This is a genomic window from Geminocystis sp. (genome assembly GCF_041753295.1).
In the GTDB taxonomy this organism is placed as follows: Bacteria; Cyanobacteriota; Cyanobacteriia; order Cyanobacteriales; family Cyanobacteriaceae; genus Geminocystis.
Map to the genome: position 1 here is coordinate 95,359 of NZ_JBGSUU010000106.1, position 11,916 is coordinate 107,274.

The 11,916-nt window shown below is 29.4% G+C and carries 14 protein-coding genes; 10 read left to right on the forward strand and 4 right to left on the reverse strand.

The genetic code is table 11. From position 1 onward, the window contains the following. Positions 1-21: 21 nt before the first annotated feature. The 4 genes from ACEW8E_RS12825 (at position 22) to ACEW8E_RS12840 (ending at position 3,903) form a co-directional block, all read left to right on the forward strand. Entirely contained in the window at positions 22-972 is a 951-nt protein-coding gene (locus ACEW8E_RS12825; RefSeq protein WP_373480741.1) for a DUF362 domain-containing protein, read from the forward strand. Positions 973-1,043: 71 nt separating this feature from the next. Then, positions 1,044-1,475: a hypothetical protein gene (locus ACEW8E_RS12830; protein ID WP_373480742.1), complete on the forward strand. Its 432-nt coding sequence runs from the start codon at positions 1,044-1,046 to the stop codon at positions 1,473-1,475. A gap of 129 nt (positions 1,476-1,604) precedes the next feature. Then, positions 1,605-2,423, forward strand: coding sequence for a hypothetical protein (locus tag ACEW8E_RS12835; RefSeq protein WP_373480743.1), 819 nt, complete (start codon positions 1,605-1,607; stop codon positions 2,421-2,423). A 76-nt stretch (positions 2,424-2,499) separates the two neighbouring features. Beyond that, on the forward strand, positions 2,500-3,903 hold the full coding sequence (locus ACEW8E_RS12840; RefSeq protein WP_373480744.1) for a YdiU family protein: 1,404 nt from the start codon (positions 2,500-2,502) through the stop codon (positions 3,901-3,903). Positions 3,904-4,006: 103 nt separating this feature from the next. On the opposite strand, the gene ACEW8E_RS12845 is transcribed toward ACEW8E_RS12840, so the two are convergent. Both ACEW8E_RS12845 and ACEW8E_RS12850 read right to left on the reverse strand, forming a co-directional pair. Further along, the gene (locus tag ACEW8E_RS12845; protein WP_373480745.1) at positions 4,007-4,327 is read right to left on the reverse strand and encodes a VapC toxin family PIN domain ribonuclease; all 321 of its coding nucleotides are present in this window, start codon (positions 4,325-4,327) and stop codon (positions 4,007-4,009) included. Beyond that, entirely contained in the window at positions 4,314-4,553 is a 240-nt protein-coding gene (locus ACEW8E_RS12850; protein ID WP_373480746.1) for a hypothetical protein, read from the reverse strand. Before ACEW8E_RS12850 ends, ACEW8E_RS12845 begins: the two co-directional genes overlap by 14 nt. Positions 4,554-4,688: 135 nt before the next feature. Here ACEW8E_RS12850 and ACEW8E_RS12855 point away from each other — a divergent pair, with 135 nt between their 5' ends. The 4 genes from ACEW8E_RS12855 (at position 4,689) to gmhA (ending at position 8,894) form a co-directional block, all read left to right on the forward strand. After that, positions 4,689-5,918, forward strand: coding sequence for a hypothetical protein (locus ACEW8E_RS12855; RefSeq protein WP_373480747.1), 1,230 nt, complete (start codon positions 4,689-4,691; stop codon positions 5,916-5,918). Positions 5,919-6,035: 117 nt separating this feature from the next. Continuing rightward, positions 6,036-7,151: a magnesium/cobalt transporter CorA gene (corA, locus tag ACEW8E_RS12860; RefSeq protein WP_373480748.1), complete on the forward strand. Its 1,116-nt coding sequence runs from the start codon at positions 6,036-6,038 to the stop codon at positions 7,149-7,151. A 203-nt stretch (positions 7,152-7,354) separates the two neighbouring features. Next, complete coding sequence (locus ACEW8E_RS12865) at positions 7,355-8,167, forward strand: squalene/phytoene synthase family protein (RefSeq protein WP_373480749.1); 813 nt, start codon at positions 7,355-7,357, stop codon at positions 8,165-8,167. Between the two features lie 133 nt (positions 8,168-8,300). Continuing rightward, the gene (gene gmhA, locus ACEW8E_RS12870) at positions 8,301-8,894 is read left to right on the forward strand and encodes a D-sedoheptulose 7-phosphate isomerase (RefSeq protein ID WP_373480750.1); all 594 of its coding nucleotides are present in this window, start codon (positions 8,301-8,303) and stop codon (positions 8,892-8,894) included. 34 nt (positions 8,895-8,928) lie between these two features. On the opposite strand, the gene ACEW8E_RS12875 is transcribed toward gmhA, so the two are convergent. Beyond that, positions 8,929-9,687 (reverse strand): hypothetical protein, encoded by a 759-nt coding sequence (locus ACEW8E_RS12875; RefSeq protein WP_373480751.1) that lies wholly within the window; start codon positions 9,685-9,687, stop codon positions 8,929-8,931. Positions 9,688-9,823: 136 nt separating this feature from the next. Between ACEW8E_RS12875 and ACEW8E_RS12880 the strand changes: the two genes are divergently transcribed. Together ACEW8E_RS12880 and ACEW8E_RS12885 are read left to right on the forward strand one after the other, a co-directional pair. Continuing rightward, entirely contained in the window at positions 9,824-10,468 is a 645-nt protein-coding gene (locus tag ACEW8E_RS12880; RefSeq protein ID WP_373480752.1) for a class I SAM-dependent methyltransferase, read from the forward strand. 74 nt (positions 10,469-10,542) lie between these two features. Continuing rightward, positions 10,543-10,818 carry a LuxR C-terminal-related transcriptional regulator gene (locus ACEW8E_RS12885; protein WP_373480753.1) on the forward strand — a complete coding sequence of 92 codons (276 nt, stop codon included), beginning with the start codon at positions 10,543-10,545 and terminating at the stop codon, positions 10,816-10,818. Between the two features lie 14 nt (positions 10,819-10,832). On the opposite strand, the gene ACEW8E_RS12890 is transcribed toward ACEW8E_RS12885, so the two are convergent. Further along, positions 10,833-11,648 carry a hypothetical protein gene (locus tag ACEW8E_RS12890; RefSeq protein ID WP_373480754.1) on the reverse strand — a complete coding sequence of 272 codons (816 nt, stop codon included), beginning with the start codon at positions 11,646-11,648 and terminating at the stop codon, positions 10,833-10,835. Positions 11,649-11,916: the final 268 nt, after the last annotated feature.

Consider the following 11,916-nt stretch of genomic DNA (forward strand, 5'->3'; position numbering starts at 1 on the left):
TTACCAAACTAATATTTTTTTATGACTCAAGTTTCCTTAATAAAAGCTCAATCTTATGAGTTAAAAGAGTTACGCACTTCCATTAAAAATTTATTGTTACCTTTTGGTGGTATATCTGCTTTCGTAAAAAAAGGAGATCGAGTTTTACTCAAACCTAACCTATTAACTGCTTCTCGCCCAACAAAAGAATGTACTACTCGTAAAGAAATAGTTTATTGTGTTGCTCAAATGGTGCAAGAAGTAGGAGGAAAACCATTTTTAGGGGATAGCCCAGCTTTTGGAAGTGCAAAGGGGGTAGCTAAAGCTAATCGTTATTTACCGCTATGTGAAGCCTTAAATTTACCGATTATCGAGTTTAATGCTCAAAAATACCCTATTGATAATGATAATTTTAACCATCTGCGGTTATCAAAAGAAGCAATGGAAGCGGATGTTATTATTAATTTGCCAAAAATTAAGTCTCATATGCAGTTAACCATGACAATGGGAGTTAAAAATTTATTTGGTTGTGTGCCAGGAAAAATGAAAGCATGGTGGCATATGGAAGCAGGAAAAGATGCTAGTCGTTTTGGAGAGATGTTAGTGGAAACTGCTAAGGCAATTAAGCCAGATTTGACGATTATTGACGGTATTATCGCCCATGAAGGTAATGGCCCAAGTGCTGGAGAGCCTAGAGAATTAGGAATTTTAGGGGCTTCTAGTAATGTTTTTGCTTTAGATGTGGCGATCGCTGATATACTGAATGTATCTTCAGAAATAGTGCCTACTTTGGTTGCTCAGAAAAAATTAGGTTTATGTAGTGAGTTAAAAGAGATTGAATTTCCTTTACTAAAACCAGAAGATTTAAGGGTAGAAAATTGGAGATTACCCTCTGCATTAATGCCCATAGATTTTGGTTTGCCAAGGGTATTAAAATCGACTTTTAAACATCTTTATATTAAGCTCATTAAAGAAAAAATTAAGAGTGAATAATGATGTTATAAGTTTTAAAATATAGTGATATTAGATACTTAGAATTAGAGGCAATAATTTAGACAAAAATAATGAATTTACTTTTATTAATTTTAGAAAACTTCCTAAGAGTTTTTGGTTTATTTTGGATAGTTGGAGGTATTTTTGCCCTAAAAAAAGCAAGAGAATCTCAATTTATTGATACTTGTATTGCACAAATTGAACAAAAAAAAGCTGATTATTTTATTACAAATTTTATATTTATTGGTGGTTTTTTAACTTTATTAAGTGGCATTGGTTTACTAATTAATAATGATGGGGTAATTATTATTCTTTTAATCTTAATTATCAGTCAATTAATATATTTTAAAATGAAAAATAGAAAGTTTTTAAGGGCAGAATCAAAGGAAGAAAAAGAAGAATATGCTATCAATTCTAGTACTTATAATGCTTTTTTAACTTCTATTTATATAACTATTATTGTTACCATTAAAATTATTATTCGTATAACTGTTAGTTTATAAAATTGATTTATCTAATGGCAAAACTAATTGTATATTTACTTTATACAATGCAAAAGGCAACAAAGATTATTAGTTATTTTTAATAATTTTAAAGTCCACAATTCCTAAATGCTTTAATACTTATAATAAATGACTATAAATAATTTTTCTTTGGTTACTATAATTAAAAATAAATTAATAGATTTAATAACCAAGGAAAAAAAACAATTACAGTATTTTACTGATTTATCAAGGATTAACTTTTCTATAGAATTGAGCAAAAATGGAGACAATATTATCTATAAAACTTCCCTTTGTTTATCCTTAGCTAAAATTTATAAAAAATCACCTTTATTTTTAGCCCAAAATTTAGTTAATATTTTGAATCAAAGTAGTTATCAACAAGATATTTTAATTCAAATTTCTGAGAATGGTTGGTTAGAATTTATTATTGGCGATCGCCTTATTAATAAGTGGTTAAATAAGGTTAATAAAATCAATCTTTTAGAGCTAAATAAAAATAACATAAAAACCAATAAAAGTCAAATCAATTTTAATAATTATTATACCCATTCTCGATGTTGTTCAATCTTAAAATCTGCTCATCAACAGAATATAATAAATCTCAATAGTGTAGATTTTATACTCAATAAATGGTATATAGAAAAACCAGTTAATATTAAGTATGAAATAATAAATTTATCAGGAAGTTATGAGCAAAAACTGATTAAAGAATTAATCATCATAACTGATAAAATAGTTAATAATAAACTCAATTATCAAAATTCATTAAATAAATTAAGTAAAGCCATTTTAAATGTAGAATGTTATTGTCAAATTTGGGGAGAAACTTTGCATAATCATTTAGCAATATCTCAAAGTAGATTAGGATTAATTGCCATTGCTTTAAACTATTATCAAAATCTTTTTTATCAAGAATTTAAAGAAAATTTACCAACAGAAATGTAACAGATAAAATAAATTTAAAATTGAAAATGTCAAAACATATATATAATTAATTTCTGATTATTCATTTCTAATAATTATGACAAATCCTTTTTTAAACCTTGAATACGAAACTGCTATAGAAAATTTAGGAGATAGTTATTACGAAGAAGTTTCTGCTGCCGAATTTCCTAAACATATACTAAGGTTTGCCAACGATGATTTATTACCCGTCATTGGTTTAGATAAAAACGCCGTAAAAGAAAATGATTGGATAGAAGCCTTCGGCAAATTTCAGGGAATACGCCCATTTTTAGCCTTAAAATATCATGGTTATCAATTTGGCTCATATAATCCCCAATTAGGTGACGGTAGAGGCTTTTTATATGGACAAATAAGAGGCAATAATGGCATATTATACGATTTTGGCACAAAAGGATCAGGAAGAACACCCTATTCTCGCACGGCAGATGGCAGACTTACCCTCAAAGGAGGAATTAGAGAAGTTATGGCAGGGGAAGCATTACATAGACTAGGAGTTAATACTTCCCGTTGTTTTTCCTTAATTGAAACAGGGGAATCTTTATGGCGAGGAGATGAGCCGTCACCTACTCGTAGTTCTGTAATGGTGCGTTTTAGTCAATCTCATATTCGTTTTGGTACTTTTGAAAGGTTACACTATTTACAACGTCCAGATTTGGTCAAAAATTTATTAGATCATGTAATCTATTATTATTATCCCCATTTAACTACTTCTGAAAATCCCTACATTGAATTTTATCGTGAATTAGTGCAAAGAGTAGCTTTATTAGCAGCGCAATGGATGGCGGCTGGTTTTTGTCATGGAGTGTTAAATACTGATAATATGTCTATTACGGGGGAAAGTTTCGATTATGGCCCTTATGCTTTTATTAATACCTATGATCCTCTTTTTACGGCGGCTTACTTCGACTACGGCGGTAGATATAGTTATGGCAATCAACCGTTAATTTGTCAATGGAATTTGGAATTATTACAAAAACCCCTCTCTTTAGTAATTCCTTATCAAGATTTACAAGAAGCATTAACTAATTATAATCAATATTATGAACAATTTTACCAAGGTTTAATGGTGAAAAAATTAGGGTTTAATAAGTTACCTGATAATTTAGCTAAAAAGTTAGTAACAGAAACTGTTAATTTATTAAAAGAAAGTCAAGTTAGTTATAGTCAATTTTTTGCTGATTTAGCTTCTCAATTTAATTATGGTTGGCACGAAAATTATACTTTAATCTTAGAAAATAGTGATATTAATTCATCTAACTTTGATACATGGAAAAAACTTTATCATCAAGCCTTAGAAAATTTTGTTAGGGAAGAATTAGACAACATAAAAATTACTCTTAATCAATACAATCCTCAAATTGTGCCTATTAGAAATATTATTGAAGAAATTTGGCAACCCATAACCACTGAGGATAATTGGCAACCTTTTTATGATTTATTAGCAAAAATTAGAAATTAAGATTTAAGAAGACGAATAAATCCTGCTTGTTCAAAATGATGATCAGTCGTGATCGCTTCTGTTATACTTAATTCTTGCATAATAATAAAACTAGAGCAATCTACTAAACTCCATTGTTTATCAGGCGTTTAGTTAAAAGTATCCAAGTTTTTTCGTCTTGGTGAAAATTAATATGAATAACCTCTACATATGGAGAAGTTTTAATTCCATCAATAAATTTAATCACTTTATTTCGAGGAAGATGAAGAGGACTCGTTAAAAGTGCGACTAATTCAGTAATAATATAGTTAGTCGTAATAATTTTTCTTCCTCTTTCACGAGCATTATGATAAATACTAACAGTTAATTGATGATAAGATTGGCTTTGATCAATTAAATTTCCCCATCCTGAAGTATCCATAAACAGATTATTAGATTTTCTCATTTAAGATATTTCCTAAATATTGATCATGTTTTTCTGTCCAATCATTAATATTACTATTAATACTACCAATAAATTCGTCTAAAGGATCTTCTTTTATGAGATTTTTTACAGAAGTTTGTAATACTTCGATGGCTATTTCTTCCTTTGTTTTACCCGTTTTAGTTGCTGTTTTTACTAAATTTTCATAAAGTGTTTGGGATATTTCTAATTTTAAAGAATAATTCATTAACTATACCTAAAAATTCTTCATTGATACTATCTAATCTTAGTAATAATAATTAAATTCGACAAGAGTTTTTCCATTGATAAAATAGTATCGTTATCATTAACTCAGTAAAATTTGTTACCAATAAAAAGTCTTATGTTAAAAAAAATATTCTCTTGGCTAACTATCATTATTTTTAGCTGTACTTTAACTGCTTGTAATGATACCATCGACAGCGTACAAGCCTTTAATAGTGAGTTAAAACCACCAATTCCTAACGTTGAAAATATCGCCGAAGTTGCACCTCCTGCCTTGATTCAACAACTTAATCAAAATTTTGCCCAATCTCAACCACAGGTAAAAATTCTTACTCCCAATAACGGTGAAGTCTTAAATACTAAAGATGTATCTGTAAGTTTAGATGTGAAGGGATTAGATATTTTTAAAAATGAAGAATTACAAATGGGTCCTCATTTACACTTTTTTGTTGATGATAAACCCTATCAAGCTATTTATACCATAGAACAACCAATAATTTTATCAGATTTAACTCCCGGTACTCATACTATCAGAGTTTTTGCTTCTCGCCCTTGGCATGAAAGTTTTAAAAATGAAGGAGCTTACGCTCAAACTACTTTTCATGTTTTTACGCCGACAGAAGACAATAACCCTTCGGATTCTCAACCATTACTTACCTATAGTCGCCCTCAAGGAGTTTATGGTGCGCAGCCGATTATGTTAGACTTTTATTTAACTAACGCACCTCTTCATGTGGTGGCTAAAGAAAATCCTAATGATGATATTCCTGATTGGCGTATTCGAGTTACTGTTAACGGTGAATCTTTTTTATTAGATACTTGGCAACCGATTTATTTAACTGGTTTTAATAAAGGGCAAAATTGGGTTAAATTAGAATTTATCGATGAAAATGGGGACGTGATTAAGAATGCTTTTAATAGTACCGTAAGAGCCATCGAATATGTTCCTCAAATTAAAGATACTTTAGCAAAATTAGTTACTGGTAAAATTAGTTTAAATAAAGCCCAAGCTATAACTATTCGTAACTATGAAATGGCGGAAGAAGAAGTTATAACAGAGGAAGAAATTACTAAGGAAGAAGAAGTAATAGAAAATATTGAAGAATCTTTACCTACTTTAAACACGGAAGAAAAAGAAGTTATTAAAGAAGAAGAAATATTAGAAAATATTAAGGAAGAAACTCCTAAAATTGAAACTGAAAAAGTAGAAATAAAACCAGAGTTAAAGGTTGATAATACTCAAGAAGAAATTACGGTAGTAGAATCAGTAAACCAAGAAAATAAAACTATTGAATCAGAGGAAGAAAAACCAAAGATTGAAGAAAAAATTACGGAAAATAATTTATAAATCTCAATTTAGTCAATATGGATGGATGAATTAAGGTAAAGTAATTTTAAAGATTTCGCCCTTATCAAAGTAAAATTGAGTATGATTATTGAAGAAAAATTAAGTTAATTAATAATTATGGTTTCCTCTGATTTCTCTATAGAAGAACAAGAAGAAGAAGAAGATTATTTCGATTATTCTTATGATGTAGCTGGGACTGAACCGGGGAGTATTATAATTGATCCTCTGGCGTTACCTTCTCGTTTAACTTTGATTGAGTATGATGAAAATAATGCTTATCGTCGAGTAAATACTCAACCAAAAGATTGTGTTTCTTGTCTGACTAATAATCTGATTTCTTGGGCAAATATAGAAGGATTAGGTACAGAAAATATTTTACGAGAAGTAGAACAAGTTTTTCAGTTACATCCTTTAATTTTAGAAGATGTTGTTAGTGTACCACAAAGACCAAAAATAGAAGATTATCCAGATCAATTATTAATCATTTTACATTCTATTAAACCGAATAAAAATGAAATTGGTTTTACCACAGAACAAATTAGTTTTATTTTAGGAAAAAATTATTTATTAACCTTTCAAGAAGATGAAATAGAGGATTTTACTAGAATTATAGACCGTATTAGACTTAATCAAGGAAAAGTTAGACAATTAGGAGCAGATTATTTAGCTTATTTATTATTAGATACTTTGATTGATAATTACTTTCCTGTATTAGAAGACTATGGAGAAAGAATTGAAGATTTAGAAGATCAAATAGTGTTAAATCCGAGCAAAAAAACTTTACAAGAAATTTATAATATTCGTCGAGAATTATTAGCTTTAAGACGCTCAATTTGGCCTTTACGGAATCTTTTTAATGAACTAACTAGAGAAGATAATAATTTAATTACAAAAGAAGTTTATGTTTATTTTCGAGATTGTTATTATCATACAATTCAAATTTTAGATATATTGGAAACTTATCGAGAATTAGCATCGAGTTTAATGGATGTTTTAATATCTTCTATGAGTAATAAAATGAATGAAGTAATTACTCTATTAACCATTATTTCTAGTATTTTTATTCCTTTAACATTTATAGCAGGACTTTATGGCATGAACTTTGAATATATGCCTGAATTAAAATGGCGTTGGGGATATTTTGGAACTTTATTTTTAATGTTATTAATAGCAGGAGGAATGACTTTTTATTTTTGGCGTAGAGGATGGTTTAAACTGTTTTTACAAAAATAATCCCAGATGGAGACTAAAGTTAACAAAAAGTATCCCTTTATTGTAAAATAATCCACAATTTCTAATCTTAAATCATAATTTGACCTAAAAATATTCAAAGTAGAATCTGAAAAATTTTTCATCCGATTTGGAGAAGATTCGGTTAATATTACCTAAACAGTGTTAGTATTGTCCTATTTTGTGGGCGTGAGGAGTGAATATCAATGAATTTAAAAAAAGATGCCTTAAAAACTCTCAAGGATACCAGTAGAACTTTTTATATTCCCATTAGTCGATTACCTGATGGTTTACAGGAAGCTGTTATATCTGCTTACTTGTGTATGAGAGCTATAGATGAAATTGAAGATCATCCTCAGCTTGATAATATAACGAAAGTCAAAATTTTAAAAAATATTAGTTTAGCATTACAAGCAGGTCATTCAAGTACTACTCATAACGAAATGACAGAGGTAATTAAATCATACCAACATATAATTCCTGAAGTTAGTTATCGTTTTGCGGAATGGGCATTATTAGCACCGCCTAGTATTTCTGCTAGAATCTGGGATGCCACAGCATCTATGGCGGATAGAATGGCTTATTGGGCTGAAAATAACTGGACAATTAAAACTAAATCTAATTTAGATCAATATACTTTTAGTGTAGCAGGGGCGGTAGGTTTATTATTGTCAGATTTATGGGCATGGTACGATAACACTCAAACTAATAGAGAAGAAGCCATTGGTTTTGGAAGAGGTTTACAAGCGATAAATATTTTGCGTAATCATCAAGAAGATAAACTTCGAGGTGTTAGTTTCATTCCTGAAGGTTGGCAATTAGAAGATATGCACAACTATGCTCGTTATAATCTTAGTTTAGGGGATTCTTACACTAAATCTTTACCAAAAGGCCCAGCTTTACAATTTTGTCAAATACCTTTAACTCTCGCTCATGCTACCTTAGAAGTATTGATTTTAGGAAAAACAAAACTAACCCGTCATGATGTTATGGCTTTAGTGGCACAAGTTTGCCGTTAAATAGAATTATCTTAAGGTTAGTTATGAATATTTGACTTTGAAATAACATAATTAACCATAAAAAAATTAGAAATTGACAAAGTTTAAATATCAATATTTCAGTAGTTATTAATTAATTGTGAGGAGAGAAAAATTGGATTATTGGGTACAAGAAAGGTTACAGTGTTTACAACAGGCTTTTGATCAAAAATACTGTCAAGGGGTAGAAAAAATCAGTAATATTGTCGCTGGAAGGTTTCAAGAAGGGCATACTCTTTTAATTTGCGGTAACGGAGGCTCGGCTGCCGATGCGCAACATATTGCGGCGGAATTTGTAGGACGCTTTCACATTGAGCGCCCTGGTTTACCAGCTATGGCATTAGGTACAAATACTGCTACATTAACAGCATGGAGTAATGATCATGAATTTGAAACTATTTTTTCTCGTCAAGTAGAATGTTTTGGCAAGGCTGGAGATATGTTGTGGGTATTATCCACTTCAGGCAAATCTCGCAATGTCATTGAGGCTTTAAAAGTGGCAAAAGAAAAAGGTTTAATTACCATCGGTATGGCCGGAAATAATGGTGGAATGATGAATAATTTAGTTGATTATCCTTTATTTGTCAATGAAAAAAATACTCCTTACATACAAGAGATACATTTAATTACTTATCATCGTATTTGTGAACAAGTAGAAAATCAATTATTTGCTCATCATAGATTAGAAAAACCTTTAACTGTGTCATAGAAAATAGAGAATAATTAACTGTCAACTGTCTAATTTAAGTTAATTGAATTTTACGGATTAAATTATCTAAATCTGTTTCGGTAATGTTAATATTTTGCAAAATATTTTTAATGAAATAAGTTAATCTGTCTTTATCTAAATAAAGGAAATCTTGAGGATTAAAGACGAAAAACTTTTCATGACGGTATTTCTTAACATATTTCCAAAATTTTTTCATAATAAAATAAACAAAAATTAAAGGTAATTGTTGCTCTATTTGTTCTGTTTCTGATTGATATTCTAAAACACTATTTATTTTTAAAGAATCTCCTTTTTTATTATTAAAAATTAATGTACATTTAGGCTGATTTTTAGCAAAGGAAAGAGAAACATTCTCCCAATAATCCCAAGAAATTAGTTGATATTTTTCCTGATTTTGAATAGGGTTAAATTTCGAGGGAGGAAACTCTAACAGTAAACCTTCTTGAGTGAAAATAAGAAAACTATTAAAGGCTATAGTATCGTTTAAACAATGAGTTAATTCTAGAGGAAAATTAGAGCCAAAAAATAAAGGTGATTGATTTTGTTTTAAACACTGAAGAATAATGTTATTAACGGGGATAATTTCATTATTTTGAGTATGAATGAAAGCGTTAATAGTGGAATTATTTTGATCTTGATTAACATTAAATAAAGGAATTAAATTTTCAGCCTCTAATACCAGTAAAAACTTAATGATTAAACTAGGTGATTGAGATTCATCGGGGAAAATAGAGGTAAAAAGATTATGTAGATTAGATTGAATAGTAGTCATAATTGATTAAATTAATGGTTTCTATTTATCTATCCAGTCAGTTTTGAGGTTTTATGCCATGAAAAAAAAATTTCTATCTTTAAATCTATAACTATAATTAATTTGAACTTGATTTAATCCGCCATATCTTTGAAAAATGTTATTACAGCCTCATCAACGCACTAAATTAGATGATAGTGAAGATAGCTTATTTTATTCTTTTCCTCGTTTTGTTAATCATGTGGATGATAACTATATCAATCAATTAAAAGAACTTTATCGCCAAGAATTACCATCGAATAGCCGAATTTTAGATTTAATGAGTAGTTGGGTATCTCATTTACCGAAAGAGATGAAATTTAGTCATGTTGAAGGGCATGGGATGAATGAGGAAGAATTAAAGAGAAATAAGCAGTTAAATCATTATTTCGTGCAAAATTTAAACTTAAATCCTAAAATACCGCTAAATGACGAAGATTTTGACGCTGTGCTATGTTCAGTTTCAGTGCAATATTTACAATATCCTGAAGCAATTTTCAGTGAAATAGCCCGAATTTTAAAACCAAAGGGGGTAGCTATTTTTAGTTTTTCTAATCGAATGTTTTATCAAAAAGCAATTTCTGCATGGCGTGACGCTACGGATAGGCAAAGAATTCATTTAGTTAAATCTTATTTTCAATCAGTATCTGATTTTAATACACCGAAAATAGTGGCAACACAACCTGAATTACCAGCTATTTTACAAATGTTAGGTATGGGAGGTAAAGATCCTTTTTATGCAGTTTTTGCTCGTAAAAATTAAAGATCTTTTATCGGAAATTTTTGGTTAGAATTAGACAATATAGAATAGGCAAAATTACTGGTTAAAAAATATTTATGAGTAGTGGCAAAATATCCGAATCAACTTATTTATCACATCGAGAAATAGAAATATTAGAGTTAGTCGCCACTGGTTTAACTAATCAAGACATTTCTGAAAAGTTAGAAATAAGCAAAAGAACCGTTGATAATCATATCAGTAATATCCTCACGAAAACAAAAACTGATAACCGAGTAGAATTGGTTCGTTGGGCGTTACAATGGGGAAAAATTTGCATTGATGAAATTAACTGTTGTACTTTGCCAAATATTTCTAACTCTCCATTATCTTAGTGAAATGATCTTAATTACTGGGTTTTAAGATAATTAAGAAATTCGATTAACTCATTATCTGAAAGTAGATGACGAGATTTTTTGCCATAGGTTTCGAGAAGATATTTTTTTCCTTGATCTTGTGTCCATCCTAATCGTTTCATTTCGATGCTAGTTTGATCTATAATTTGGGAAAAGTCCACTGTATCACTTAAGTCTATGGGCAAAGGTAAAGTAGTTTCTGAGTAAGAGTCATCTTCTGAAGTGGAAGAAGGAAATAAAATTAAATTATTCTCTGAATTATCTTCTGAGTTATCGTTACTGTCTAAAATAGCTTCACTTTCAGAAAGATTTAGTGTCTCATTATCTTCTGAGAAAGTAAATTCTAAAGGAGTTTCTATTATATTTTCTTCTGTAGAATTATCGTTATCTATAAAATTATCTGCTACAATTTCATCTTGATTTATGTCCATATTCAGTTCATTTTCTAGGGAATAAGCCATATTTTCAGATACTGAAATTAAATCTTGAGGGACAACTTCAGGGGTTGGTTTTGTCGATTTTACTTTTTTTGGTAAGGAAGAAAGATCTTTTTTTTCTGACTCAATTTTTGATGGAAGTTCAATTTTAGGAATATAACTGCTTTTTTCAGGAATTTCTAGGGATATATTGCTATTTACTAAAGTAATCGCTCTTTTTCTTGCTTCATCTTCTGCTTTCTCCACTGTATCCCCAGAAGCTAACGCACAACCTAAAATGATACCATCTCGATAAACTGAAACTTTGACAATGTATTTACCATGATCTACTATAACGAAATCACTAATTAATACTAAGGACTTAATACTCATAAATTTAGAATAAACAATAAAAAAATATCAATACAATTTTACTATGTAAATCAGGAATTTGAAATAATAAACACGGAATAAGATATATTATTAGGTTAAGAATAAAATTATTAGGTAAAAAAGAAATGAAGTCTTGGTTTTTAAACAAGTTAAATATAAATTGACATCCCTAAAAATACCGTTTCGACATTTCTAAGTTTTTGTCCACACAGAAAAAGACAAATAATTAAATTGAGCATAACCATTAATTCTGGAAAAATAACTATTT